At 68.1% G+C, this 24,078-nt stretch carries 25 protein-coding genes, 1 tRNA gene and 2 pseudogenes; 13 read left to right on the plus strand and 15 right to left on the minus strand.

Annotated features, from left to right (window positions below; translation table 11 throughout):
• Position 1 precedes the first annotated feature (1 nt).
• Complete coding sequence (locus AC1RRS_RS10080; protein WP_492855046.1) at positions 2-1,546, minus strand: glycine betaine ABC transporter substrate-binding protein; 1,545 nt, start codon at positions 1,544-1,546, stop codon at positions 2-4.
• The gene (locus tag AC1RRS_RS10085; protein ID WP_492855047.1) at positions 1,539-2,303 is read right to left on the minus strand and encodes an ATP-binding cassette domain-containing protein; all 765 of its coding nucleotides are present in this window, start codon (positions 2,301-2,303) and stop codon (positions 1,539-1,541) included. The genes AC1RRS_RS10080 and AC1RRS_RS10085 overlap by 8 nt, the downstream gene beginning before the upstream one ends.
• 110 nt (positions 2,304-2,413) lie before the next feature.
• On the opposite strand from AC1RRS_RS10085, the gene AC1RRS_RS10090 reads away from it, so the two are divergent.
• On the plus strand, positions 2,414-2,602 hold the full coding sequence (locus tag AC1RRS_RS10090; RefSeq protein WP_492855048.1) for a hypothetical protein: 189 nt from the start codon (positions 2,414-2,416) through the stop codon (positions 2,600-2,602).
• 273 nt (positions 2,603-2,875) lie between these two features.
• On the opposite strand, the gene fliE is transcribed toward AC1RRS_RS10090, so the two are convergent.
• The 3 genes from fliE to flgB are packed head-to-tail and all read right to left on the minus strand — an operon-like array spanning position 2,876 to position 4,067.
• Positions 2,876-3,181, minus strand: a complete 306-nt coding sequence (gene fliE / locus AC1RRS_RS10095; protein WP_110120875.1) for a flagellar hook-basal body complex protein FliE — start codon at positions 3,179-3,181, stop codon at positions 2,876-2,878.
• Positions 3,182-3,192: 11 nt separating this feature from the next.
• On the minus strand, positions 3,193-3,612 hold the full coding sequence (gene flgC / locus AC1RRS_RS10100; protein WP_110120876.1) for a flagellar basal body rod protein FlgC: 420 nt from the start codon (positions 3,610-3,612) through the stop codon (positions 3,193-3,195).
• 11 nt (positions 3,613-3,623) lie between these two features.
• Positions 3,624-4,067, minus strand: a complete 444-nt coding sequence (gene flgB, locus AC1RRS_RS10105; RefSeq protein WP_492855305.1) for a flagellar basal body rod protein FlgB — start codon at positions 4,065-4,067, stop codon at positions 3,624-3,626.
• A gap of 111 nt (positions 4,068-4,178) precedes the next feature.
• Between flgB and AC1RRS_RS10110 the strand changes: the two genes are divergently transcribed.
• From AC1RRS_RS10110 to AC1RRS_RS10125, 4 genes are read left to right on the plus strand one after another with little or no spacing between them, the layout of a single operon-like run.
• On the plus strand, positions 4,179-4,514 hold the full coding sequence (locus AC1RRS_RS10110) for a flagellar biosynthetic protein FliO (RefSeq protein WP_487287679.1): 336 nt from the start codon (positions 4,179-4,181) through the stop codon (positions 4,512-4,514).
• Positions 4,514-5,311: a flagellar type III secretion system pore protein FliP gene (gene fliP, locus AC1RRS_RS10115; RefSeq protein WP_492855049.1), complete on the plus strand. Its 798-nt coding sequence runs from the start codon at positions 4,514-4,516 to the stop codon at positions 5,309-5,311. The genes AC1RRS_RS10110 and fliP overlap by 1 nt, the downstream gene beginning before the upstream one ends.
• Positions 5,312-5,353: 42 nt before the next feature.
• The gene (locus tag AC1RRS_RS10120) at positions 5,354-6,265 is read left to right on the plus strand and encodes a ribokinase (RefSeq protein ID WP_487287681.1); all 912 of its coding nucleotides are present in this window, start codon (positions 5,354-5,356) and stop codon (positions 6,263-6,265) included.
• A 29-nt stretch (positions 6,266-6,294) separates the two neighbouring features.
• Entirely contained in the window at positions 6,295-6,516 is a 222-nt protein-coding gene (locus AC1RRS_RS10125) for a hypothetical protein (RefSeq protein WP_492855050.1), read from the plus strand.
• A 17-nt stretch (positions 6,517-6,533) separates the two neighbouring features.
• On the opposite strand, the gene AC1RRS_RS10130 is transcribed toward AC1RRS_RS10125, so the two are convergent.
• Positions 6,534-7,310: an alpha/beta fold hydrolase gene (locus AC1RRS_RS10130; RefSeq protein ID WP_492855051.1), complete on the minus strand. Its 777-nt coding sequence runs from the start codon at positions 7,308-7,310 to the stop codon at positions 6,534-6,536.
• Between the two features lie 130 nt (positions 7,311-7,440).
• On the opposite strand from AC1RRS_RS10130, the gene AC1RRS_RS10135 reads away from it, so the two are divergent.
• Complete coding sequence (locus tag AC1RRS_RS10135; protein WP_492855052.1) at positions 7,441-7,635, plus strand: hypothetical protein; 195 nt, start codon at positions 7,441-7,443, stop codon at positions 7,633-7,635.
• Here AC1RRS_RS10135 and mopJ read toward each other — a convergent pair.
• The 5 genes from mopJ to AC1RRS_RS10160 form a co-directional block, all read right to left on the minus strand.
• Positions 7,632-8,129 carry a motility/cell cycle regulatory protein MopJ gene (gene mopJ / locus AC1RRS_RS10140; RefSeq protein ID WP_487287933.1) on the minus strand — a complete coding sequence of 166 codons (498 nt, stop codon included), beginning with the start codon at positions 8,127-8,129 and terminating at the stop codon, positions 7,632-7,634. The two genes, AC1RRS_RS10135 and mopJ, sit on opposite strands and share 4 nt — an antisense overlap.
• Positions 8,130-8,354: 225 nt before the next feature.
• Complete coding sequence (locus tag AC1RRS_RS10145) at positions 8,355-8,774, minus strand: Ros/MucR family transcriptional regulator (RefSeq protein ID WP_110120882.1); 420 nt, start codon at positions 8,772-8,774, stop codon at positions 8,355-8,357.
• Positions 8,775-9,935: 1,161 nt separating this feature from the next.
• Entirely contained in the window at positions 9,936-11,147 is a 1,212-nt protein-coding gene (locus AC1RRS_RS10150) for a DUF2336 domain-containing protein (RefSeq protein WP_492855053.1), read from the minus strand.
• A gap of 129 nt (positions 11,148-11,276) precedes the next feature.
• Positions 11,277-12,161 carry a crotonase/enoyl-CoA hydratase family protein gene (locus AC1RRS_RS10155; protein WP_492855054.1) on the minus strand — a complete coding sequence of 295 codons (885 nt, stop codon included), beginning with the start codon at positions 12,159-12,161 and terminating at the stop codon, positions 11,277-11,279.
• A gap of 196 nt (positions 12,162-12,357) precedes the next feature.
• The gene (locus tag AC1RRS_RS10160; protein ID WP_492855055.1) at positions 12,358-13,692 is read right to left on the minus strand and encodes a cytochrome P450; all 1,335 of its coding nucleotides are present in this window, start codon (positions 13,690-13,692) and stop codon (positions 12,358-12,360) included.
• 202 nt (positions 13,693-13,894) lie between these two features.
• Between AC1RRS_RS10160 and AC1RRS_RS10165 the strand changes: the two genes are divergently transcribed.
• The 3 genes from AC1RRS_RS10165 to AC1RRS_RS10175 are packed head-to-tail and all read left to right on the plus strand — an operon-like array spanning position 13,895 to position 17,000.
• A complete protein-coding gene (locus tag AC1RRS_RS10165) occupies positions 13,895-15,433 on the plus strand; it encodes an acyl-CoA synthetase (RefSeq protein ID WP_492855056.1) in 1,539 nt (512 codons plus the stop codon).
• Between the two features lie 47 nt (positions 15,434-15,480).
• Entirely contained in the window at positions 15,481-16,500 is a 1,020-nt protein-coding gene (locus AC1RRS_RS10170) for a nucleotidyltransferase family protein (protein WP_492855058.1), read from the plus strand.
• Positions 16,501-16,550: 50 nt separating this feature from the next.
• Complete coding sequence (locus tag AC1RRS_RS10175; protein WP_492855059.1) at positions 16,551-17,000, plus strand: MaoC family dehydratase; 450 nt, start codon at positions 16,551-16,553, stop codon at positions 16,998-17,000.
• Here AC1RRS_RS10175 and AC1RRS_RS10180 read toward each other — a convergent pair.
• Positions 16,997-17,238: pseudogene (locus tag AC1RRS_RS10180) on the minus strand (CsbD family protein). The gene AC1RRS_RS10175 and the pseudogene AC1RRS_RS10180 overlap by 4 nt on opposite strands.
• Positions 17,239-17,317: 79 nt before the next feature.
• Positions 17,318-18,299: pseudogene (locus tag AC1RRS_RS10185) on the minus strand (trypsin-like serine peptidase).
• An 18-nt stretch (positions 18,300-18,317) separates the two neighbouring features.
• Here AC1RRS_RS10185 and AC1RRS_RS10190 point away from each other — a divergent pair.
• The 4 genes from AC1RRS_RS10190 to AC1RRS_RS10205 all read left to right on the plus strand — a co-directional run bounded on the left by AC1RRS_RS10190 (position 18,318) and on the right by AC1RRS_RS10205 (position 22,952).
• Positions 18,318-20,501, plus strand: coding sequence for a S9 family peptidase (locus tag AC1RRS_RS10190; RefSeq protein ID WP_492855060.1), 2,184 nt, complete (start codon positions 18,318-18,320; stop codon positions 20,499-20,501).
• 5 nt (positions 20,502-20,506) lie between these two features.
• Entirely contained in the window at positions 20,507-21,061 is a 555-nt protein-coding gene (locus AC1RRS_RS10195; protein ID WP_492855061.1) for a GNAT family N-acetyltransferase, read from the plus strand.
• A 49-nt stretch (positions 21,062-21,110) separates the two neighbouring features.
• A complete protein-coding gene (locus tag AC1RRS_RS10200) occupies positions 21,111-21,479 on the plus strand; it encodes a hypothetical protein (protein ID WP_492855062.1) in 369 nt (122 codons plus the stop codon).
• A 78-nt stretch (positions 21,480-21,557) separates the two neighbouring features.
• The gene (locus tag AC1RRS_RS10205) at positions 21,558-22,952 is read left to right on the plus strand and encodes a hypothetical protein (RefSeq protein ID WP_492855063.1); all 1,395 of its coding nucleotides are present in this window, start codon (positions 21,558-21,560) and stop codon (positions 22,950-22,952) included.
• A gap of 70 nt (positions 22,953-23,022) precedes the next feature.
• Here the strand turns inward: AC1RRS_RS10205 and AC1RRS_RS10210 are convergent, their stop codons facing one another.
• A complete protein-coding gene (locus tag AC1RRS_RS10210; protein ID WP_110120897.1) occupies positions 23,023-23,460 on the minus strand; it encodes a Ros/MucR family transcriptional regulator in 438 nt (145 codons plus the stop codon).
• Between the two features lie 393 nt (positions 23,461-23,853).
• Positions 23,854-23,927, minus strand: a tRNA-Gln gene (locus tag AC1RRS_RS10215).
• Between the last annotated feature and the right edge of the window lie 151 nt (positions 23,928-24,078).

The raw sequence follows: 24,078 nt of genomic DNA on the forward strand, positions 1-24,078 counted from the left end.
TTCAGGGAATGTCGTCGCTCAATTCGCGCGCGACATCGGCCGGCGAGCGCTTGTCGCTGTCGCGATCGACGGCGTAGTTGGCCTGCCGCATGGCCTGCACCGACAGGCTGCCCGACAGCTGCGCCGCCAGCGCCTTCAGGCGCGGATCATCCGCCCGCTTCGGCGACACCAGCAGCACCGCGTCATAGGGCGGCAGCGCGCCCTTCGGGTCCTCCAGCACCACCAGGTCGTCGGCGGCGATGCGCCCGTCGCTGGAGAAGGCCGAGATCACGTCGGCCTCGCCCGAGCCCAGGGCGCGGTACATGAAGGTCGGCTGGAACTGCCGCCGGGCCTTGAAGCGCAGGCCATAGGCCGTCTCGACCGCCTTCCACTCCGGTCGCGAGAAGAACTCAAGGTCGCCGCCCATCACCAGGCCCGGCGCCTTGCCCGCAAGATCGGCCAGGCTCTTAACGCCCAGGGTCTCGGCCTGCTGGCGCTTCATGGCGAAGGCGTAGGCGTTCTCGAAGCCCAGGGGCGCGGCCAGCACCACGCCGTCGCGGCGCTTCAGCTCGGTCCGCAGGGCGTCCAGCACCGCCTGCCGGCCGGGATTGTCGGTGCGGTGCAGGACGTTGGCCCACAGGGTGCCGGTATAGTCGACATAGGCGTCGATCTCGCCGGCGGCCAGGGCGCGATAGGCCACGGCCGAGCCCAGGTTGATCCGCCGCTCGACCCGCGCGCCCTGCCCTTCCAGCCGGCTGGCGATCAGCTCGGCCAGCACATATTGCTCGGAGAAGTTCTTGGCCCCGACCACATAGGCCTGCGGGCGCGGCGTCAGGGCCGGCGCGGCGATCGGCGCCAGGGCCGCCAGCAGGCCAAGCCCAAGGGCCGCCAGCGCCCCGCCCCACAGCATGGGCCGGCGCTGCTCGATCCCGCGCCCGACCAGGCCCAGCAGCTGGTCGACGACCAGGGCCAGCGCCGCCGAGGCCGCGCAGCCGACCAGCACCATGTCCCAGGCCTCGGTCTGCAGCCCTGAGAAGATGTAGTCGCCCAGCGAGGTCTGGCCGACGGGCGTGGCCAGGGTCGCCCCGCCGATGGTCCACACCGCCGCCGTCCGCACGCCGGCCAGGATCACCGGCGCAGCCAGCGGCAGCTCGACCCGCAGCAGGCTCTGGCGCGGCGTCATGCCCACGCCCCTGGCAGCCTCGGTCACCGCCGGATCGACGCCCGACAACCCCGCCGCCGTGTTCCGCAGGATCGGCAGCATGGCGTAGAGCGCCAAAGCCAGCCACGCCGGCAGGAAGCCCAGGGCGGGGAACCCAAAGCCCAATGTGGCCTTGGTCAGGTTCGAAAGCAGAAGCAGCAGCGGATAGAACAGCGCCAGCAGGGCCAGGCTCGGCACGGTCTGCACCAGGCTCGCCGCGCCCAGCGTGATCCAGCGCAGCCCCGGCCGCTTGGCCGCGGCGAAGCCCAGCGGCAGGGCGACGGTGAGGCCCAGCAGCAGGGCGGCCGCCGACAGCGCCGCGTGCCAGGCCAGGCGTTGCGGCAGAAGCGCGAGCAGCTCAGCCATCCAGCAGCGCCCTCACCCGCTCGGCCTGGCGGCGCGGGGCGGCCATCAGGACCTCGACGCGCGGATCGGCGTGGCCGGCCATCAGGTCGCGCGGCGCGGCGTCGGCGATGATCCGCCCGTGCTCCAGCACCACCACCCGGTCGGCCAGCAGCAGGGCCTCGGCCACGTCGTGGGTAACCATCACCGTGGTCAGCCCCAGCGCCTCGTGCAGCCGCCGCACGTCGTCGCCCAGGGCGGTGCGGGTGATCGGATCCAGCGCCCCGAACGGCTCGTCCATCAGCAGGATCGAGGGCCGCCCGGCCAGCGCCCGGGCCACGCCCACCCGCTGCCTCTGCCCGCCCGACAGCGCCGACGGCCTGCGCCCGGCCACGGCGCGCGGCAGGTCCACCAGGTCGAGCAGCGCGTCCACCCGCGCGGCGATCTCGGCCTTCGGCCAGCCCAGCAGGTCAGGGACCACGCCGATGTTCTCGGCGACGCTCATGTGCGGAAAGAGCCCGATCTCCTGGAAGACGTAGCCGATCCGCCGCCGCAGGGCCGATCCGTCCAAGGCCCCGACCGCCTGGCCGTCCACCCGCACGACGCCCGTCGTCGGCGTCGCCAGGGCGTTGATGGTCTTGAGCAGGGTGGTCTTGCCCGCCCCCGATCCGCCGACCAGGGCCACGAACTGACCCCTGGCGATCGACAGGTCCACGGCCTCCAGCGCCACGGCGTCGCCGTGCGTCTTGCCGACTTTCTCGAGAACGATGGCGGGGCTCATGCCCCCTCACCTTCCGCGCTAGCGGCCGCTGCGACAAGCCGTCCCGCTTGCACCAAGCCAAATCAGACGCGTTAATACGGGTTAACGGGGGGCTGATCAGGAGCAGAACAATGGCCACGGCCCTATCCATGCCCGGTTTCAAGGCCCGCAAGCGCCGCAAGCTCGTCCAGCGCCGCCTGCGCGTCGCCGTCGCCCTGATGCTGCTGGCCAACCTCGCCGTCTGGGCCGGCGTCGTCGCCGCCCTGCGCGGCATCGACGTGGCGGGATTGCTGCCAGCGGTCCAATTCCCTCTCTCTTAGAGAGAGGGAGGGGCCCGCGCCGCAAGGCGTGGGAGGGTGAGAGGTTTCACCGCTCACCGGAAAATCTCAGATCCTGAAGACGACGGCGCTCGCCGCGCCGAAATTCGAAAGCCGTTCGGCCAAAGTCGCGCCAGATCGCGCGAGAAGCAGGCTCGGCCTGCGCCAGGCTTCCGCGCCCTGACGGCGCCTCATCCGGAAAGAGTGTAACCTCTCACCCTCCCACCGCTGCGCGGCGGGCCCCTCCCTCTCTCTCAGAGAGAGGGAAAAACGTCCCTAAATCGACATCCGCATGATCTCTTGATAGGCCGAGATCACTTGGTCGCGGATCGAGATCACGGTCTCCAGGCTGGCTTCGGCCGACGAGATGGCGGTGACGACGTCGATCATCTCGGCCTTGCCGGCGGCCTGCTGGGCGATCTTGTGCTCGGCCTGGCGCGACGACTGCACCGTGTCGGTCATGGCCGACTTCAGCATGTCGCCGAAGTCCATCTTCTTGGGTTCGCTGGAGCTCTTGCCCAGCGACAGCGGCGTCGAGCCGGTGGCGGCGTAGGCCTTGGAAGCGGCGAGCGCGGTGATCATCCCCTAGCTCCCTACTTCTTCAGGATGTCGAGCGTGCGCGACTGCATGCTGCGCGCGGTCTCGATCACGTTGAGATTGGCCTCGTAGGCGCGCTGCGCCTCCTTCATGTCCAGCGCCTCGACCAGGGTGTCGACGTTGGGCAGCTTGACGTAGCCCTTGGCGTCGGCGGCCGGGTTGCCGGGATCGTACTCGGTCTTGAAGGCGCTCTCGTCGCCGTCGACGCGGATCATGTTGACGCCTTCGGCGCCCTCGACCTTGGTCGGGCGGAACACCGGCACCTGGCGGCGGTAGGGGTCGCCGCCGGCCGTGCGGGCCGTCGAATTGGCGTTGGCGATGTTCTCGGCGATGATGCGCATGCGGCCCTGCTGGGCCTTCAGTGCGCTGGCCGCCACGGCCATCGCCGCCGTCGACTGGGATCGAATTTCAGCCATCTAGCGCGTCCTCAACCGTTGGGCTTGCGCGAGGCGGTGCGGAGCATCGCCAGCGAGCGCTGATAGAAGGAAACCGCAGCGTCATAGTTCATGCGCGCATCGGTCATCTTGAGCATCTGGTCCTCGAGGCTCACTGAATTGCCGTCGAGGGTGGTCTCGCTGTCGGCGCCCGTCGGCGAGCGCCAGGCGCTGGCCGTCGTGGCCGGCGCCATGTGGCCGCTGCTGGTCGCCAGCATCTTCACCGGGCCGACCGGCGCCGCGCCGCCGCCGCGATAGGACGAGCCTGTCGCCTGGGCGTCGAGCGAGGCCTGGAAGGTGTAGGCCTTCAGGTCCCGCGGCTGGTAGCCGGGGGTGTCGGCGTTGGCCACGTTCTGGGCGACGACCTTCTGCCGCTCGTTCAGATAGCCGAGCCGGCTCTTGAGCATCGCGAAGAGGGGAATGTCGTCGGGACCCATGCGGATCATGGTGAAGAAACAGGGTTAATTCGGCATTAATACCCGTAGGGCACACCAGGGATGCGGCGCCTCGCCGCGCCCTTTCTCTTCTTGGAATCCTGTCCGCGCGCCATGGACGTCTTTCTGCTCATCCGCGCCGTCGCCGCGCTGGCCGTCACGCTGGGCCTCATCGGCCTGGCCGCCGTGGCCCTGCGCCGATTCGGCCCCGACACCCTGAACCGCCTGGTTTCCAAGCGCCGCGAGCGCCGCCTGCAGGTGGTCGAGACCCTGGTGCTCGATCCCGCCCGGCGCCTCGTGCTGTGCCGCATGGACGGCGAGGAGCGCCTGGTGCTGCTGGGCGACGGCCGCCTGCTGGACTGGACGCCCGCCGGCGCCCCCGCGCCCTCTCCCGCCCTTTCTTCTACGCCTTCCGCCGAGACCCCCGCCCAGCCGGAGCCCGTGGCCTGATGAGCCTGCTCAAGTCCCTCACCGGCGCCCACCCGCAGGACCTGCGCCGCGCCGCGGCCATCGCCGTGCTGGCCGCCTTCGCCACCACGCTGGGCCCGTCCTTCGCCATGGCCCAGTCGGCGGTCAACGTGAACCTGGGCACGGGCGCTGGCCTCACCGAGCGCGTCGTCCAGCTGGTCGGCCTGCTGACCGTGCTGTCGCTGGCCCCGTCGATCGTCATCATGACGACCTCGTTCGTCCGCATCGTCGTGGTGCTGGGCCTGCTGCGCACGGCGATCGGCGTGCAGCAGAGCCCGCCCAACCCGGTGATCATCAGCCTGGCCTTGTTCCTCACCGCCATCGTCATGGGCCCGACCTTCGAGCAGTCCTACGACGCCGGCGTCAAACCCCTGCTCGACAAGCAGATGGAGCTGCCGCAGGCCTTCGAGGCCGCCGGCGGGCCGGTGAAGACCTTCATGCTGCGCCAGGTCGACGAGGACGATCTGGCCCTGTTCATCCGGCTCTCCAAGATCGAGAAGCCCAAGGTCGCCCAGGACACCCCGCTGAAGGTGGTCACCCCGGCCTTCATGATCTCGGAACTGAAGCGCGCCTTCGAGATCGGCTTCCTGCTGTTCATCCCGTTCCTGGTCATCGACCTGGTGGTCGCCAGCGTGCTGATGAGCATGGGCATGATGATGCTGCCGCCCGCCACGGTCAGCCTGCCGTTCAAGCTGATCTTCTTCGTGCTAGTGGATGGCTGGCGACTCGTCTGCGGCAGCCTGGTGGAAAGCTTCCAGCGCGGCGCCGGCGGCGGCTGACGCGCGATATTCTTTGACGACAAGAACAGAAGACCAAGACCGATGGGCGTTTTCGTACTGGGCTCGATCAATCTGGACGCCGTGGCGCGGGTCGACGACCTGCCGCGGCCGGGCGAGACGGTGGCCGGCCTGTCGCTGGAGCTGTTCCTCGGCGGCAAGGGCGCCAACCAGGCCGTCGCCGCCGCTCGCATGGGCGCCCCCACCCGCCTGATGGGCGCGGTCGGCAAGGACGACAGCGGCTCCAGCCTGAAGGCCAAGCTCGCCGGCTACGGCGTGCAGGTGGCCGACGTCGTCGAGCTGTCGGGCGCCCCCACCGGCCAGGCCCACGTCTGGGTGTCCAACAGCGGCGAGAACATGATCGTCGTCACCGGCGGCGCCAACATGATGATCACGCCCCAGCAGGTGGCCGCCACCCCGCTGGAGGGCCAGCGCGTGCTCCTGGCCCAGCTGGAGACCCCGGCCGCCGCCATCGAGGCCCTGTTCAAGGCCGGCGCGGCCAAGGGCGGCCTGCGGGTGCTGAACGCCGCCCCCGCCCTGCCCCAGGGCGCGGCCCTGTTCCCGCTGACCGACATTCTCATCCTGAACCAGACCGAGCTGGCCACCTACGCCCGCCTCGACCATGAACCGGCCAAGCTGGAAGAGGTCTCCAAGGCCGCCCGCAAGCTGATGAGCCGCCCGGACCAGACGATCATCGTCACCCTGGGCTCGGCCGGCGTCGCCGCCGTGCGTCGCGACGAGGCCTTCCTGGTCGAGGGCCGCAAGGTCAAGGCGGTCGACACCGTCGGGGCCGGCGACTGCTTCTGCGGCGCCCTGGCCGCGGGCCTGTCGGCCAATCTCGACCTGCGCGAGGCCGTCGAACAGGCCAACGCCGCCGCCGCCCTCTCGGTGCAGAAGCCGGGCGCCGCCCCGTCCATGCCGGGCAAGCGCGAAGTCGAGCAGTTCCTGGAGGGCTGAGGCCCTTCGGGCTGGAAGGAACCGGGCCGATGGAGGATCTGACGCCGAAAATAGGCTTCTGGATCGGGAGCATATTCTTCGGCACGGGCCTTGGCATGCTGATCTTCGCCGCCGGCGATCGGGGTCAGACGTCGGAGCAGTGGGCGATGGAGGCCGGCGTCGATCTTGGCGTTTGGCTGACCCTGGGAGGGATTTTCCTCATCGGCGGCATGGTCCTGATCGCCATTTGCCGCTGGCCAGAGCGAAAATAGCGCGCCCCCCTACACCCTCACTCCGCGAAGAACTCCACGATCGCCCGGGCGAAGGCCGGGTTGGCCACCGCCGTGCGGTGATCGCCGCCGACCAGCAGCGACCGCGCGCCGGGGATGGCCGCCGCCAGCCGTTCGGGACGCACCGCCAGCGGATCGTCGTCGCCGGCGATCACCAAGGTCGGGGCCGTGATCGCGTCCAGCGCGATCGGCTTGGCATGGACGACACTGGCCTGGGCCGCCAAGGCCTTCCGATCAGCCCCGATGGCGTCGGCGAACAGGCGGAAGGGCACGGCGGCCGGATGGCGGATGGTCGAGGGATCCTCGGTCAGCAGCGCCTCGACGATGGCGTCGCTGGGCACGTGGCGGGTGTCGACCCCGCCGGTGGCGACCACGCCCTCGCCCACCCCGCCGGTCACCAGCCGGCGCACGCGTGGCTCCTGGCTGGCGCAGATCAGGGACACGATCGCCCCCATCGAATAGCCGGCCAGGTCGATGGCCGCCGCGCCCAGGTGGTCGATCAGCTCGGAGACGTCGCGGGCCATCCGCGCCTCGCCGTAGAAGACGGGGTCATGCGGCTTGTCCGACGCGCCATGGCCGCGCGCGTCGATCGCCACCACCTTGCGCCCCGCCGCGACCAGGGCGTCGACGACGCCCGGCCCCTTCCAGTTGATCAGGCCGCTGGCCGAGAAGCCGTGGTGCAGCACCACCGGCGGCCGCGCCCCGCCCTCGTTCTCGTCCTCGCCCCAGACCTGATAGGCGATCGACAGGCCGTCCGAGGTCTTGAAGCTGGGCATGTGATCCACCGCAATTCAAACAATCGTTTCGATTGCTAGCGCGACAGAGCGGCGGGCGCAACTTGAGGTCAAGCTTGCCAAGCTCGTCCGCGAACCTTCAGATGCGCCGAGCCCTGAGCTGGAGCCGATCGTGGACGAAGAAGCCGCCAACGAAGCCGCGACCGCGAAGATGAAGAGCCACAGCCTGGCGCCGGTCATGTGCTACTGGGGCGAACCGCCGCTGTCGGCCTACATCGCGCCCGCGCTGATCCTGGGCCTGATGCTGTCGATGATCTGGGTGGTGTTCAACGAGCGCCACAAGCGCCGCGCCGGGAAACGCTTCTAGGCCGCGCGGATGCCGCTGAACGAGCCTTCGGCCTGGGCGCCGACAATGGCGTCGTAGCCCAGGATCATGTCGACGTCCTTGCCGTTGCTGGCCAGCGGCAGGCGCAGCCACAGGATCGAGACGTGCGGCGCGCCGCGCCAGGCCAGGCTGTGCACGCCCACGCCAGGACGACGCTCGTCGACCACCTTGTCCAGTTCCTTGCGCCAGTAGTCGGCGGCGGCGGTGTTGTAGACCTCGTCCAGCTTGCGGCCGGTGATCTCGCGGCCATAGACGCCGTAGAGGCCGGTGCCGGCCAGGCGCAGGCGATAGTCGCGCGGCTCACGCACCACGTCGGTCAGGCTGACGGTCGGAAGCAGGCGCTTGATGCCGGAAGGTTGAAGATCGACACGCGCAGGCAGGTTCGCCCCACGGCGCAGGGACGCCCAGTATGCGAACATTTCCTGATGAGCGCGCGCCGCCGTGGCGGATGCGCTCAATTGCGCGGACATCTTCAGAGTCCTTAACAAGTCTTTGGAATCACGGTGATTCACCGCGCATTCACTATGTCTTAAGCACCGAATCGGCGGAAGCGAAAAATCGCGTTCGCCAACAAAGATTCTGCTGGCGAGTCAATCTGCAAGCACAACGCCCCGGCCGCTGGGGCAGCGACCGGGCGTCGGATTTTTCGCGTAGCTTAACCACAACCAATTGATTGATTTAGGGTAAATGAACGCTCAGACTCACCCCTTGCGGGCGCCGCGGGTCCCCCGCCCGGTCTGACCCAGGCCCATCTGCCGGGCCAGCTCCGAACGCGCCTTGGCGTAGTTGGGCGCAACCATCGGATAGTCCGACGGCAGGCCCCACTTCTCACGGTAGTCCTCGGGGCTCAGATCGTACTGCGTGCGCAGGTGCCGCTTCAGCGACTTGAAGCGCCGGCCGTCCTCCAGGCAGACGATGTAGTCGGGCGTCACCGAGCGCCGCACCGGCACAGCCGGCTCCTTCGGCTCTGGCGCGGCCGCCTCCGGCGCGCCGACCGCCGACAGGGCCGCGTGCACGCTGCGGATCAGGGCCGGCATCTCGGCCGTCGGCACCGCGTTGCCGCCCACGAAGGCGGCGACGATGCTCGCGGTCAGTTCGACCAAGGGGATGTCTTCTTCCATGGCGCTCTCCCGTTCTCTCTGTTTTCTTTTATTCGACGCGCGCCGCCTCACGCGCGAAGTCCACATATGGATAAGCTTGCCAGTAAAACTGGGCAATAGCTGAATCCATGGAATATTGACTGACGGATAGCCGACATAAGCCGAACGACAACTCAAGGTCGTGAGTTGAAATTTGCATTTTCCGTACTATTGACTGAACACGTTCAGCCAACTTGACCAAGCGGACTAGTATTGCGTCGCTTTCTCAAGGAGGGGCGCCGTAAAATCCTCGCGAAAGCGGGACAACTGATCCCTCTCCCCTTGCGGGAGAGGGTGGCCTGCGAAGCAGGTCGGGTGAGGGGTCTCTCAGAAATCAGACGCCTTCACTCCTCCCCCGTGCAACGGGGGAGGTGGCGCGCTGCGGATACGCAGCGTGACGGAGGGGGCGACCGCGCGCTCAGCGCCCAGTCTCGCCCCCTCCACCGGCTTCGCCGGTCCCCCTCCCCCGTTGCACGGGGGAGGAGTTGGCCGCTGACGGGGATAGAGCGCTACCAATTCCCGTCGAGCTCAGACCAAACCCCAACCAATCCAACCCCTTACAACTTTCTCACCGCCCTGGATCAGACGCGCTCAAACCACCCGCATAATCACTGGGTCTCGCCGCACCGAAGGGGCGCAAGGCCAGCGACCATGCGGCGGCGGGATGCGATCGAGCGGGACTGGGGCGGATTGGGAAGATCCGTCGCGTCCGGGGACCTGGCGCTGGCCAGGCCCGCCCGCCGTCGGCTTGGGCGAGGACTACAGAGTCCCCTCTCCTCGTCGCCGCTTGAAAGGGAAACCTCGAAGGCGGTCCTGGTAAGGCGTTAAGAGCGCCGCCGCCCGGGAAGCCGGCAGCCCAACGACCGCGCGGAGCGCACGGCTTCGTCGAAACGGTAACAACACAAAGCACCTCCGGGCGTCGCCCGGGCGCTCCGCTCCTCTTCATCAGCTCAGCGGTTCACCGCGTGAGCGCGAAGCCGCGCGTCCGGGAACCTCCCCCTTTGGGGGAGGCGGCCGAAGGCCGGTGGGGGGACGTTTTCAGCTTTCGAGGCGTCGGCCGATCCCGCACCAACTCCCCCCTCCGATCGCTACGCGATCGCCTCCCCCAGAGGGGGAGGTTCCGCAAGGGGAGAAGGCAATCTCCTACCGCCCGAAGTCCCGCGACAGGGCCAGCATCGCCGCCCGCTGCGGCACCGAATATTCGTCGATGGCGTCGGTGTCGCCGTCGCGGATGGCCTTCAGCAGGGCCGGGGTCAGGGCCGAGGAGAGCGACCAGTTCCAGTAGCGCAGCACCGTCTGGGCCCGGTCGACGGCGATGGCGTCGAACACGCCCAGCACCCGCTCCAGCCCCGGTGACGGACCGCCATTGGCGTCGGCCTCCGGCCGGCGCAGGCCGCGCCAGAGGGCCCGCACCGCCGCGCGCGGCAGGCCGGTGGCCTTGCACAGGATGGCGATCGGCTCGCCGCCCGGATCGGTGAAGATCTTGGCGCCGGTCATCGGCTTGAGACCGGCCAGGTACGAGATCTCCTCGGCCGTCTCGCGGGTCAGGCCGGTCTGGGCCGCGGCGACGGCGTCCTCCAGGCTGTCGAACGGGCTCTTGGCGATGGCCGCCCGATTGCGTTGCCGGCGCTCGATGAACTGCAGCGCCTTTCTCGACAGCGGGTCCTGCCAGCCCTCCTCCGAGGCCACGGCGAAGACGTCGCCGACGGCGTCCTGCAGGATTTCGCGCGAGACGGCGAAGCGCTGGAGGATCGTGCGCCGCGCCTCGGCGTCGGCCCACCAGAACATCACATAGGCGTGGCTGGGCCGCAGTTCGGCGCGCTTGAGCAGCAGGGCGATCAGGCCCGGATTGTCGCGCGTCATGGCCACGACGTTCTCGACGCCCTGGTGGCTGAAGCGGGCCAGGTCGTTGCGCAGCAGGGCCTCGACCACCGGGATCTCGCCCATGTCGACCAGGGCGTCGGCCACCACCTCGCCCACGCCGCGGCGAATGGCGATCAGCCGGCGGTGCTCCTGGCTGGCGTGATAAAGGCAGTCGATCAGGTCGGCGTCCGACAGGTTGGGCGAGTTCTCCAGCAGCGCCCGGGCCACCATCACCTCGTCGCGCAGCAGCAGGCGCACCAGGGAGCCCGGCATGTCGCTCAGCGTCGCCAGGCGCCGGGCGACCTTCTCGCGCTCCTCGACCACCGCCTCGCGCAGCATCTCGACCAGCAGGTCGGCGCACATGGCGCGCTCGAAATTGTTGATCCGGCTGGCCGGCAGGCAGACCACGTCGGCCAGCCGCTTGAGCAGCGCGGCGCGCGACTTGGGCGGAACGGCGATCGGCTTGGCGAAGGGCGAAATCGGGTCGGTCATGATCTTCCTGGCGGCGAAGCCCCCATCGCCGGATTCGAAACTAGACGGGAAACGTCCTTATTTCGAATTAGCGCCAAGGATTCTCCCGCCAGGAGAATGTGCGGCGTACGGCCCTGCTCCGCCAGGGCCTCAGCGAAATTGTCGCGGCTCCCATTCGGGCCAGATGTCGGGCAGGTCGGTCGAGACGCGGTTGGGATAGGCCGGCGGGCGCTTTTCCAGGAACGAGGTCACCCCCTCCTTGGCGTCGCCCGAGGCGCCGCGCGACTGGATGGCCCGGCTGTCGGCCTTGTGGGCCTCCATCGGGTGGTCGGCCCCGGCCATGCGCCACAGCAGCTGGCGGGTCAGGGCCACCGAGACCGGCGCGGTATTGTCGGCGATCTCGCGGGCCAGCGCCCTGGCCGCCGGCAGCAGGTCCTCGGGCGCGTGCAGCGACCGCACGAAGCCGCGCTCCTTGGCCTCCGAGGCTGGGAACACCCGGCCGGTGTAGCACCACTCCAGCGCCGTCTGCAGGCCGACCAGCCGCGGCAGGAACCACGACGAACAGGCCTCCGGCGTGATGCCCCGCCGCGCGAACACGAAGCCGAACTTGGCGTCTTCGCTGGCCAGGCGGATGTCCATGGCCAGCTGCATGGTCGCCCCCACGCCCACGGCCGCGCCGTTCACGGCGGCGATCACCGGCTTGAGGCTGTCATAGATCCGCAGGGTCACCCGGCCGCCGCCGTCGCGATAGACGTCGCCGACCTTGCCCTCCTCCCGCTCCAGGGCCTGGGGCGAGGTGCGGTCGAAGGTGGCCCCGCCGCTCGACAGGTCGGCCCCGGCGCAGAAGGCCCGGCCCGCGCCGGTGACGATCACCACCTTCACCGCGTCGTCGGCGTCGGTGATGTCGAAGACCTCGATCAGCTCCTTCATCATCCGGGCGGTGAAGGCGTTCAGCTTCTCCGGCCGGTTCAGGGTGATCGTCGCGATCCCGTCCTCGACGGCGTAAAGCAGGGTCTCGAAGGTGGGCTGCGACATATGCGGGGCTCCCTGGATGATTTTAAACAACCGTATGACCGCTTGCCGCATATGCACAACCCCTCCCCCTCGATGGGGGAGGAGCAGGGGTGGGGGTGGCTACGGCGGTCGAAGCCGCGCACGGCCGCCAGCTCAGCAGGTCACCCCCATCCCCGGCCCTTCCCCCATCAAGGGGGAAGGGAGACGTTCGCCGATCTCAAGCCCGCCGCACGCCCAGCTTGCTGATCGCATGCACGAAATTGTTCGCCGCGATCTCCATGCTCCCCGTCCACTCCAGGTCGGGGAACCGCGCCAGGATCTGGCGATAGGCCTCCTCCAGCTGGATCTGGGCCACGCGCTTGCCCAGGCAGGTGTGGGGGCCGTAGCCGAAGGCCACGTGCTTGCCGGCGTTGGCGCGGGTCACGTCCACACGGTCGGGATCGGCGAACACCTCCGGATCGCGATTGGCCGAGCCGTAGTACATCACCACCTTCTCGCCCTCGCGGATCTGCTGGCCGGCCACCTCGACGTCGCGCGTCGCCGTGCGGCGCATGTAGATCACCGGGCTGACCATGCGGATGAACTCGTCCACCGCGCCCGGCAGCAGGGCGGGATCGTCGATCAGCCGCTGCTTCTGCTCGGGAAACTCGGTCAGCAGCTTCATCGCGCCCGACAGCGTGTTGCGCGTCGTATCGTTGCCGGCGAACACGATCAGCAGCCAGGAGCCGTCAAGATACTCATCGGCCAGCAGGTCGCCATCGACCTGGGCGCGGGCGATGGCGGTCATCAAATCCTGCTTCGGGTCCTCCCGGCGCTTGAGCAGCATTGTGCGGCCGTAGTCGAACATCTCCTCGATGTTCTCGTTGAAGTCGGCCACGAACTGCATCAGCTCCAGCGTCGGCGTGATCGGGGCCATGGCCTGCTGCACGGCCAGGTCCTGAGCGCGCTCCAGATAGTGCATCCAGCGCAGGAACTTGCCCCGGTCCTCGGCCGGCACGCCCAGGATCTCGCACAGGGTGAACAGCGGCAGGATCGACGAGAAGCGCTCGACCATGTCGACCTCCGTGCCGCCGGCCAGCAGCGGCTCCATTTCGTCGAGCAGTCGCGTGACCTCGCCCCTCACCTTCTCGGTCAGGCCGCGCAGGTAGCCGGCGGTGAAATAGGGCATGTGCTCGCGGCGCAGCTGCAGGTGATGCGGCGCGTCGAGATTGATCATGGTGTCCATGGTCGCCCGGAACAGCAGGGCGTGGCGCTTGTCGGGCGGTCCCATCGACATCAGGATTCCGCCCTTTTGCGACGAGAAGGTCTCCGGGTCGCCGTTCACCCGCATGACGTCCTCATGGCGGGTGACGGCCCAAAAGCCAGGCCCGCCGAACGGCTCGGCGTGCCACATGACCGGCGCCTCCTTCCGCATCCGCGCGAAGTCGGCGAAGGGCTGGCCCTTGGTGAAGCGGAAGATGTCGGCGAGGTCGACGCCCTCGAGGGTCGGATAGGTCGGCGCGGCGGCCGGTCCCGGCCGTCCGTCCACCGCCGTCTGGCTGATCAGTTCCATGCGCGCCTCCCGTTGAACATCGTTCTTTTGCGGCACGATCACCCAGTATGGCGTCGCCGCCAACAGCGCCCCTACGGCAACTTGCGCGACAGTTCGCGCTTGAAGCATGCTCCAGATGAACGCCGATCACGCGGGAACACGCGGACGGTTTCAGGGAGAGAAACGGCCGTGCTCGCCTTGGCGGGACGGCCCTGGAGGGTCCATGCATCCGAGCGTCCATGCCCTAACCCAGCCCGACAAGCCCGCCTTCGTGATGGCCGGCTCGGGCGAGACGGTGACCTATCGAGAACTCGACGACCGCTCGAACCAGGGGGCGCAGCTCTTCCGGGCGATGGGGCTGGGGGTCGGCGACGTCGTGGCCATCCTGCTCGACAACCATCCGCGCTACCTGGAAATCGCCTGGGCGGCCCAGCGGGCGGGGCTATATTTCACCTGCGTCTCGACCAAGCTGACCGCGCCCGAGGTCGAGTACATCGTCGAGGACTGCGGGGCCAAGGCGCTGATCGCCGGCCCGGCGCTGGACGCGGTCGCCCAAGCCCTCGCCCCGCTGATCCCGGGTGTCGCCCTGCTGCGGGTCGACGGCGCGCTCGCCCCCTATGGCGACTTCGACGCGGCCCGCGCGGCCATGCCGACAACACCGGTCGCCGACGAGACCTCGGGCTCGGACATGCTCTATTCGTCGGGCACCACGGGACGGCCCAAGGGCGTGAAACCGGCCCTGAACGGCGCGCCGATCGACGCGCCGACGGCGCTGCAGATGATGGCCCAGCACCTCTTCAAGCTGGACGGCGACAGCGTCTATCTCTCGCCCGCCCCGCTCTACCACGCCGCCCCGCTGCGCTGGTGCATGAGCGTGCACAAGCTGGGCGGCACGGTCGTGGTCATGGAGAAGTTCGATCCCGAGACGGCCCTGGCCCTGATCGAACAGCACAAGGCCACCTGCGGCCAGTTCGTGCCGACCCACTTCGTGCGGATGCTGAAACTGCCGGAAGCCGTGCGGACGAAATACGACGTCTCCAGCATGAAGTCGGCGATCCACGCCGCCGCCCCCTGCCCGATCCCGGTCAAGGAGCAGATGATCGGCTGGTGGGGTCCGGTGATCTACGAGTACTACGCGGGCACCGAGGGCAACGGCTTCTGCTGGATCGACAGCGGCAATTGGCTGGAACGGCGCGGTTCGGTGGGCCAGGCGGCGCTGGGCGAGCTGCGCATCTGCGACGAGGCTGGCGATCCCCTGCCCGCCCGCGCCGAGGGCGTCGTCTACTTCGCCAACGGCCCGGCCGTAACCTACCACAACGCCCCGGAAAAGACGGCCGAGAGCTACAACAAGCACGGCTGGACGACGCTGGGCGACGTCGGTTGGGCCGACGAGGACGGCTATCTCTATCTGACCGACCGCAAGAGCTTCATGATCATCTCCGGCGGGGTGAACATCTATCCGCAGGAGATCGAGAACCTCCTGATCACCCACCCTCGCGTAGCCGACGCCGCCGTGGTCGGCGCGCCCGACGAGGAGATGGGCGAGAAGGTCGTGGCGGTGATCCAGCCCCTCGACTGGGACGACGCCGGCCCGGACCTGGCCGCCGAACTCCTGGCCTTCGCCCGCGACAACCTCAGCCACGTGAAGGCCCCGCGCCAGGTCGACTTCGTGCGCGAACTGCCCCGGCATCCGACGGGGAAGCTCTACAAGCGGCTGGTGCGGGACGCCTACTGGGGCAAGGGCGAGGGGCGGATCGTGTGATGTGGAAAGTTATACGCAAATTTTCAAATTGCGTATAACTTAGCTCCATGATCGAGCGCCTGCCTCTTTCGGCCCACACCAGCTACGCGGAGCTGATGGAGCGCCTGCGCCTGGGCCGGGTCGGAGAATATCCCGCCGGCTCGTCGTTCGTATCCAAGACCGTGAAGGGCAGGATCTACTGGTACGTCCAGATGCCGACCGGCGGCGCCCAAAGCCGGCGGCAGGTCTATGTCGGCCCCGACAGCGACGAACTGCGCGAGCGCATCGCCCGACACGGCGAGCATCGCGCCGACCAGGACGATCGCCGCCGCCTCGTCGCGGCGATCGTCGCTTCGGGCGCTCCCCGTCCCGACCGCATCAGTGCGGAGATCATCCAGGCCCTGGCGGTGGCCGGCGCGTTCCGCCTGCGCGCCCTGCTGATCGGCACGGTCGCCTTTCAGACCTACGCCGCGCATATCGGCGTTCGACTGCCTGTCACCAGCCTGGCGACCATGGATCTCGACATCGCCCAGGACTTCGGCATCGCGTCGAACCTCGACGACACGCTCGATCGCCCCCTGCTCGACATCCTGAGAGACCTGGACCCTCGCTTCGCGCCGGTGAGCTACGCTTTCGACGCCAGTCGCACCACAAGCTACTCACTGGGCGAACGCTATCGACTGGATGTCCTGACAACCAATCGAGGCGCGCCACGCGACGAGCCATCCTACCTGCCGACCTTGGGCAGTGACGCCGTTCCGCTGCCTTTCATGGACTTTCTGCTGCGCGATCCCGTCGAGACCGCCGTGCTCCATGGCGGCGGCGTGCTCGTCAACGCGCCTTCGCCGGCGCGCTATGCGGTCCACAAGCTGATCGTCAGCCGCGATCGCAAGGTCAATCCCGAAAAGGGGCTGAAGGACCGCCTGCAGTCGACCCAGCTCATCCGCGCCCTGGCCGAAGACGATCCCTACGCCTTGCGCGACGCCTATGCCGAGGCGCGCGGGCGGGGCGAAACTTGGCGAAAGCTGCTGGACGAGTCGGTCGGCCTGCTGCCCGACGACGCGCGGGCGACGCTCGAAGGCTTGTGACCCGCGCCGCCCCGTGATCTCTTCCAAACAAACGTTTGGGAGAACGCCGCATGAAAGAGATCGCCTTCGCCGACATCGCCAGCCTGGTCGGCCAGGAGGTCGGGGTGTCCGACTGGGTCGAGATCAGCCAGGAGCGGGTCAACCAGTTCGCCGAAGCCACCGGCGACTACCAGTGGATCCACATCGACGTCGAGCGGGCCACCCGCGAAATCGGCGGGCCGATCGCCCACGGCTATCTCACCCTGTCGCTGATCCCGATGCTGGGCGCGGGCATACTGCACGTCAGCGGCGTCACGCGCGGCATCAACTACGGCTGCGACAAGGTACGGTTCACCGGCATGGTGCGCGTGGGCAAGCGGGTGCGCATGCGCCAGAAGCTGCTGGCCGTGGAGCCCAAGGCCGGCGGCCTGCAATTGAAGAACGAATGCACCATCGAGATCGAGGGCGAGGAGCGCCCAGCCTGCGTGGCAGAGACCATCTCGATCATCTACGGCGCCTAAGAGAAAGGCCCCGGGATCGCTCCTGGGGCCTTCGTCTGTTTGGCTCGAACCAAGCCTAGCGCTTGATCGCGTCGCCGATCTTGTCCTGGGCCTGGCCGACCTTGTTCTGGACGTCGCCCTTGAGCTTCTGGGCCGCGCCTTCGGCTTCCAGGCGTTCGTTGCCCGTGGCCTTGCCGACCGCTTCCTTCACCGCGCCCACGCCCTTGTCGACTGCGCCTTCAACACGATTGGTGCTCATGGTCTGCTCCTGCTGGAATTGAACTCCCCATCCGAACGGGGGCCTTGGAGCAAAGGTTCCTAGCGTGACCAGAGCGGCTTCAGCGGTTGTAGCCGGTCACCGACACGGCCTGAACGGCGACCCCGCCTTGGGTCGCTCCTGGGGCCGCCCCTTGAGGCGGCGTCGCCGGCGGAACCTGGACGACGGCCTGGGTCGGAGGCTTGGCCGGCGCGGCCTGGATCACCGGCGGGCCGGCGGCCTTGTCGAGCAGGGCCACGGTCTCGCGAATGTATTTGGCGTGGGTGACGATGCCGATCTCCAGGCGCTCGCCCGACAGCTCGACCTGCTGCGTCAGCATGCCGGCCACGAACTGCACTTCCTGGCTTTCGGTCGAGCCCGGCCGGCGGCGCGCGCCCTCGGCCATGAACACCGGCCCGCCCGAATTGCCGGGGAACACCGAGAAGTCCATCAGGAAGGTCGGAAACACACTGGCCGGGGCCAGCGGATACGACGCCACCCGGCCAGAGCGCAGGATCGGGAAGCCCGCGGTATTGGCAGACAGGCCGCGCGGGAAGCCCAGCGCCATCATCTCGTCGCCGGGGCCCAGGCTATACTTGTTGAAGGTGTCGTCCTGGGCCAGCCAGGCCAGCGGGATCGCGGCCTTGGCGAATTCCGGCGGGGCCTCGACCTCGATGGCGGCGACGTCGCGGCTGGGATGCTTGATCCACAGCGGATGGTCGCCGTCGCGGATCTTCAGGGTGCGGGGGTCATAGCGCCAGACGCCGTCGCTGCCCTGCACGCGATAGCCGATCTTGGCCGAGACCGACGGCATCTTGTCGAACACGTGGGCGGCGGTGACCAGGATGGTGCGCGGACGCCCCTCCGGCGTCGGGTCCTCGATGAGGAAACCGGTGCCGACCGTGCGCGAGCCGTCAGCGAGCGGCTGCTCGAGCTGCACCGTCGCCTGGATCAGATCGACCGACAGGTCCCACGCCATGAACGCCTCGTCTCCGATTCAACCTTTGACGCCGTAAGAGTTTGACCAGAGGCGCCCGCCGCAACAAGTTGGCGTTCTGACGCATCCGAGGGGGAATCTGTCCATGAACCGGCGCGAAATGATGACGAGCGCTGCCGCCGTCGCCGCCGCCTCCTCCGCTGTCCTGATCCCCGGGAGTTCCATGTCCGCCACCGCCAAGCCCGTTCCGCCCGTCGCCAAGAAGATCCCCAAGCGCATCGAGCAGCTGGGGCGCGTGCGGGTCGACGACTACGCCTGGATGAAGGACGACAACTGGCAGAAGGTTTTGCGCGACCCGAGCCTGATCAAGGCCGAGGTCAAGGAGCACCTCACCGCCGAGAACGCCTACGTCAAGGCGATGCTGGCCCCCACCGAGGACCTGCAGAAGGCGATGTTCGAGGAGATGAAGGGCCGCATCAAGGAGGACGACTCCTCGGTCCCCGCCCCCGACGGCCCGTTTGACTACTATTCGCGCTTCGCCATCGGCGGCCAGCACCCGATCTACGCACGCCGGCCGCGCGGCAAGACCGACGGCGAGGAGGTGCTGCTCGACAGCGACGCCCTGGCCAAGGGCAAGGCCTACAGCCAGGTGGCGGCCGCCGAGCACAGCCCCGACCACAAGCTGTTCGCCTATGCCGAGGACGCTCAAGGCTCGGAAGTCTTCAAGATCTACGTCAAGGACCTGGCCACGGGGCAGATCCTGGCCGAACCGGTCGAGAGCAGCACCGGCGACTTCACCTTCTCGCCCGACAGCCAGTGGCTGTTCTGGACCCACCGCGACGACAACGGCCGCTCCGACAAGATCTATCGCCGCCCCGCGCGCGGCGGGCTGAAGGACGACGTGCTCGTTTATGACGAGCCCGACGACGGCTTCTTCGTCAGCGTCAGCGTCACTGGGTCGGACGCCTTCATCGTCATCAGCGCCGGCGACCACGAGACCTCCGAGACCCTGCTGATCCCGGCCGGCGACGTCGCCGCCAAGCCGAAAGCGGTGGAGCCCCGCACGCCCGGCCTGCGCTATTCGGTCGAGCACTGGGACGGCAAGTTCGTCATCCTGACCAACGCTGACGACGCCATCGACTTCAAGCTGGTCGAGGCCCCGGTCGACAATCCGGGCCGCGCGCACTGGAAGGACTTCGTGCCGCACAAGCCGGGGACCTTCATCACCGGCCATGCCGCCTACAAGGAACACCTGGTCCGCGTCGAACGGGTCAACGCCAACACCCGCATCGTCATCACCGACCGCGCGACCAAGGCCGAGAAGCCGATCGTCGTCGACGAGCAGGCCTATGTGCTGAGCGTCGAGGGCGGCTACGAGTTCGACACCCCGACCCTGCGCTACGTCTACCAGTCGCCGACCACGCCCCGGCAGTGGTTCGACTACGACATGCGCACCGGCGACAAGGTGCTGCGCAAGACCCAGGAAATCCCCTCGGGTCACGATCCGTCGAAGTACGTGACCAAGCGCCTCTATGCGAAGGCGCCCGACGGCGCCGAGGTGCCGGTGACCGTGCTGATGAAGAAGGACGTCAAGCTCGACGGCAAGGCGCCGCTGCTGCTCTACGGCTATGGCAGCTACGGCATGTCGATGGATCCGTCGTTCTCGATCCGCAACTTCAGCCTGGTCGACCGCGGCTGGATCTGGGCCATCGCCCACGTGCGCGGCGGCTCGGAAAAAGGCTACGGCTGGTTCTTGGACGGCAAGAAGTTCAAGAAGAAGAACACCTTCACCGACTTCATCGCCAGCGCCGAGCACCTGCACGGGGCCGGCTACGGCGCGGCGGGCCGCACGGTGGCCTATGGCGGCTCGGCCGGCGGCATGCTGATGGGCGCGATCACCAACCTGCGGCCCGATCTGTGGGCCGGGATCATCGGGGCGGTGCCGTTCGTCGACGTGCTCAACACCATGAGCGACACCTCCCTGCCGCTGACCCCGCCGGAATGGCCCGAATGGGGCAATCCGCTGGAGGACAAGGAGGCCTACGACTACATCGCCAGCTATTCGCCGTACGACAACGTCACCGCCAAGCCCTATCCGGCCGTGCTGGCCACCGGCGGCCTGTCGGACCCGCGCGTCACCTACTGGGAGCCCGAGAAGTGGGCGGCCAAGCTGCGCGAGCACACGACCAGCGGCGATCCGATCCTGCTGAAGATCAACATGGAAGCCGGCCACGGCGGCGCCTCGGGCCGCTTCGACTTCCTCAAGGAGATCGCGCTCGACTACGCCTTCGCGGTGTGGGCGATCGACAAGGGCTGGACCAAGGCCTGATCCGAATGTCCGAACTGACGATCCGCCCCTCCACCGACGCCGACGTCTTCGCGATCACGGCCATCTACGGCTGGAACGTGCTCAATGGCCTCGGCACCTTCGAGGAGGTTCCGCCCGACGAGGCCGAGATGGCCCGTCGGCGCGCGGCCTTCCTCGATCGCGGCCTGCCCTACCTGGTCGCCGAGCAGGACGGAAAGGTGCTGGGCTACGCCTATGCCGGCCCTTTCCGGCTGCGGGCGGCCTATCGCTACACCGTCGAGGACAGCATCTATGTCGCCCCCGACGCGGCCGGCAAAGGCGTCGGCAAGGCGCTGCTGAAGGCCCTGATCGAGATCTGCGAGGGCCTGGGCCTGCGCCAGATCTGCGCGGTGATCGGCGACAGCGGCAACGCCGCCTCGATCGGCGTGCACGCCTCGCTCGGTTTCGAGCACAAGGGCGTCTTCCCGGCCATGGGCTACAAGTTCGGCCGCTGGGTGGATCTGGTCTGGATGCAATTGTCGCTGAACGGCGGCGGCGACACGCCTCCGGACGCGCCGGGACTGTCGTTGAGCGGCGTGTGACATGGCGGGATGGTTGCGCCGCGTCGCGACCATCCCTAGTTTCCCGCCCATGCGCGGGCTTCGCCTCCTTCTTCTGGCCCTGATCGCGGTGGCTTTCGCCGCCGGCGGGATCATGCGCGCCGCGCCGGCCCAGGCCTCCGCCATGCCCGCCTGCCACGAGATGGCGATGGACGGCATGGACATGGGCCCCATGGACGGGGACGCCGCCGAGCACGCCCCCGCCGACAAGGACGCCGACCACAAGTCCAAGCCCGGCGCGATGGCGACCAGCTGCTGCGTCGGCTGCCTGCCGGCCGGCCAGCGCGTCGCCGCTGGCGACCTGGCCGCACGAACCGCCAGCGCCGTGGAGTTCTCGGCCCTCACCCCGTCGCTCGACGGCCTGAACGCCGCGCCGGAACCGCGCCCTCCGCGCGCCTGATCGCAAGACCGCGCGCCGACGCAGGCGCGCCTTTTCTCAAAACGTCTTACGATCACAGTTCCCAAGAAAGGCAGTCCCATGACCGCCCTCTCCTTCCGCGCGCGGCTGCTGGCCGGCGCGTGCACGATCGCGAGCCTGACGCTCGCCACCGCCGCCTTCGCCCAGGATCATACCGGCCACGCCATGCCCGCCGAGGCGGCTCCGGCCGAAGCCGAACCGCCGGCCGATCCACATGCGGGCCACCACATGGCCATGCCCGAGGCCGACCAGCCCATGGACGGCGACGACCACGCGGGCATGGACATGGCCTCGCCCATGATGGTCAGCCCGCTGGGCGCCTATTCCATGACCCGCGACGCCGGCGGCACCGCCTGGCAGCCCGACGCCACGCCGAACTTCGGGATCATGAAGCACAGCGGCGAGTGGATGCTGATGGGCCACGCCCTGCTGAACGGCGTCTATGTCGACCAGGGCGGGCCGCGCGGCGGCTCCAAGGCCTTCGCGGCCGGCATGTTCATGGGCATGGCCCAGCGGCAGGTCGGCCCGGGCATGCTGGGCTTCAAGGCCATGGTCAGCCCCGACCCGTTCATGGGCAAGAGCGGCTATCCGCTGCTGATGGCCGTGGGCGAAACGGCCGACGGCGAGCATGCGCTGGTCGACCGCCAGCATCCGCATGACCTCTTCATGGAGCTGTCGGCCAGCTACAGCCTCAGCGTCGGCGACAAGTCGGACGTCTATCTCTATGCCGGCCTGCCCGGCTCGCCCGCCTACGGTCCGCCGGCCTTCATGCACCGGGCCTCATCGATGGACAGCCCGGAAGCCCCGATCAGCCACCACTGGTTCGACTCGACGCACATCACGTTCGGCGTCGTCACGGCCGGGTTCTCGCACGAAGACTGGAAGATCGAGACCAGCGCCTTCCGCGGCCGCGAGCCCGACCAGAAGCGCTACGATATCGAGACAGGCCAGCTGGACAGCGTCTCGGCCCGCCTGTCGTACAATCCGACGCCGAACTGGGCGTTGCAGACCAGCTGGGCGAAGATCAACAGCCCCGAGGCGCTGGATCCCGACAAGGACGAGGCCCGCGCCTCGGCCAGCGCGCTCTACGCCCGGCCTCTGGGCAAGAACGGCTCGATCAGCGCCACCCTGGCCTGGTCGCGCAAGGACCGCATCCCGGGCGACGCCCTGCAGGCCTGGCTGGCCGAAGGCTCGGTGAAGCCGAACGGCCGCTGGACGATCTTCGCCCGCGCCGAACAGGTGGAGCAGGACGAACTGGCCGACCATCACGGCTCGCACTCGGGCGAGGCCTATACGGTGCGCCGCGTGTCGCTGGGGGCGATCCGCGACTTCCAGATCGCAGAGAGCGTGAAGTTCGGGATCGGCGGGCTGGTCAGCGCCTACGATGCGCCGCAAGCGCTGGGCTATGACGACCCGATGGGCGGCATGGCCTTCGTCCGGTTGCGGATCGGGTAGGTAGAAAGAAGAAAGCCCCGCTGTCTCCAGCGGGGCTTTCGTGTTCTCGGGTCTTTGGAAGACCGAAGGATCAGGCCTTGCGGGCGCGAGCCTTGCCGGGGGCCTTGGCCTTGCGGCCGCCTTGACCCAGGCCGAGGGCCTTGGCCATGGCCGAGCGGGCTTCGCTGTAGGCCGGGGCGGTCGTCGGGTAGTCGGCCGGCAGGCCCCACTTCGACTTGTATTCGGCCACGGTCATGCCGTGGGTGGTCAGGTGACGCTTCAGAGTCTTGTACGGCTTGCCGTCTTCGAAGCTGATCAGGGCGTCCGGCGTGATGCTCTTACGGATCTGGGCCGGAGTAGCCTTGGTAACGGTTTCGGCCACCGGGGCTTCCGGCGAGCCAATTCCGGCCAACGCGTCGTGCGTCGCCCGGATCAACGCAGGCAGGTCAGAGACCGAAGTCGTGTTGTTGGCCACATAGTTGGCCACGATTTCGGCGGTCAGCTCGATCAGGGTCGCTTTGTCTTCCACGGCGTCACTCCACAATGACTTTAAATTTGGAAATACACCCGCCCTACGGAATTACAAGTACACAAATACGCGGCAGCGCTGCCAACGCTCCACAAAAACAGGCTTTATTTCGTGGAAACAATGAGGAGCACCGTTCTGCGGAACCATATCCGGCTTCGCATGCGCACACGTTCAAGTGCAGTTTACGCAGGGCAACCATCTCGCGGGCGCGAAAACCGGCCGGAATCACGTCGCAGTGCACATAAATCGGCGCGGAATTGATGTTCGGAGATTCGGCGCGGCCCGCACGCGAGGCGTCCGTGCACTGACCGACAGGCGCACAGATCACGTCAAACGGCTTGGCGCTTCGCCAGGAGGCGTTTTCTACCAAGATAGGGAAGAAAGAGGGAGAATTGGCTGGGGAACTAGGACTCGAACCTAGAATGACGGTACCAAAAACCGCAGTGTTACCATTACACCATTCCCCAGCAGGAACGGCTGCCGACCCAGGGGGCCGCGGCGAGGCGGTGGAGATAGCTCAGGATTCGGACGGTGGCAACGCCCTCCAAATTCTTTTTTTGGGTCCATTTTCGCGCTTGCGACTCTCCGCACCGCCTCCTATAAGCCGCCTCCCAAGTC

It is taken from the genome of Caulobacter sp. GW821-FHT12A07 (assembly GCF_058807655.1).

Coding starts and splice junctions, on each gene's coding strand:
- AC1RRS_RS10155 (WP_492855054.1), bottom strand. CDS start 12,161: ATGTCGCAGCCCACCTTCGAGACCCTGCTTTACGCCGTCGAGGACGGG.
- AC1RRS_RS10150 (WP_492855053.1), bottom strand. CDS start 11,147: ATGACCGACCCGATTTCGCCCTTCGCCAAGCCGATCGCCGTTCCGCCC.
- fliP (WP_492855049.1), top strand. CDS start 4,514: ATGAGCCTGCTCAAGTCCCTCACCGGCGCCCACCCGCAGGACCTGCGC.
- AC1RRS_RS10090 (WP_492855048.1), top strand. CDS start 2,414: ATGGCCACGGCCCTATCCATGCCCGGTTTCAAGGCCCGCAAGCGCCGC.
- AC1RRS_RS10130 (WP_492855051.1), bottom strand. CDS start 7,310: ATGCCCAGCTTCAAGACCTCGGACGGCCTGTCGATCGCCTATCAGGTC.
- AC1RRS_RS10200 (WP_492855062.1), top strand. CDS start 21,111: ATGCGCGGGCTTCGCCTCCTTCTTCTGGCCCTGATCGCGGTGGCTTTC.
- AC1RRS_RS10170 (WP_492855058.1), top strand. CDS start 15,481: ATGATCGAGCGCCTGCCTCTTTCGGCCCACACCAGCTACGCGGAGCTG.
- AC1RRS_RS10190 (WP_492855060.1), top strand. CDS start 18,318: ATGAACCGGCGCGAAATGATGACGAGCGCTGCCGCCGTCGCCGCCGCC.
- AC1RRS_RS10195 (WP_492855061.1), top strand. CDS start 20,507: ATGTCCGAACTGACGATCCGCCCCTCCACCGACGCCGACGTCTTCGCG.
- AC1RRS_RS10160 (WP_492855055.1), bottom strand. CDS start 13,692: ATGGAACTGATCAGCCAGACGGCGGTGGACGGACGGCCGGGACCGGCC.
- AC1RRS_RS10165 (WP_492855056.1), top strand. CDS start 13,895: ATGCATCCGAGCGTCCATGCCCTAACCCAGCCCGACAAGCCCGCCTTC.
- flgB (WP_492855305.1), bottom strand. CDS start 4,067: ATGGGTCCCGACGACATTCCCCTCTTCGCGATGCTCAAGAGCCGGCTC.
- AC1RRS_RS10175 (WP_492855059.1), top strand. CDS start 16,551: ATGAAAGAGATCGCCTTCGCCGACATCGCCAGCCTGGTCGGCCAGGAG.
- AC1RRS_RS10085 (WP_492855047.1), bottom strand. CDS start 2,303: ATGAGCCCCGCCATCGTTCTCGAGAAAGTCGGCAAGACGCACGGCGAC.
- fliE (WP_110120875.1), bottom strand. CDS start 3,181: ATGATCACCGCGCTCGCCGCTTCCAAGGCCTACGCCGCCACCGGCTCG.
- AC1RRS_RS10125 (WP_492855050.1), top strand. CDS start 6,295: ATGGAGGATCTGACGCCGAAAATAGGCTTCTGGATCGGGAGCATATTC.
- AC1RRS_RS10145 (WP_110120882.1), bottom strand. CDS start 8,774: ATGGAAGAAGACATCCCCTTGGTCGAACTGACCGCGAGCATCGTCGCC.
- flgC (WP_110120876.1), bottom strand. CDS start 3,612: ATGGCTGAAATTCGATCCCAGTCGACGGCGGCGATGGCCGTGGCGGCC.
- AC1RRS_RS10120 (WP_487287681.1), top strand. CDS start 5,354: ATGGGCGTTTTCGTACTGGGCTCGATCAATCTGGACGCCGTGGCGCGG.
- AC1RRS_RS10110 (WP_487287679.1), top strand. CDS start 4,179: ATGGACGTCTTTCTGCTCATCCGCGCCGTCGCCGCGCTGGCCGTCACG.
- AC1RRS_RS10080 (WP_492855046.1), bottom strand. CDS start 1,546: ATGGCTGAGCTGCTCGCGCTTCTGCCGCAACGCCTGGCCTGGCACGCG.
- AC1RRS_RS10205 (WP_492855063.1), top strand. CDS start 21,558: ATGACCGCCCTCTCCTTCCGCGCGCGGCTGCTGGCCGGCGCGTGCACG.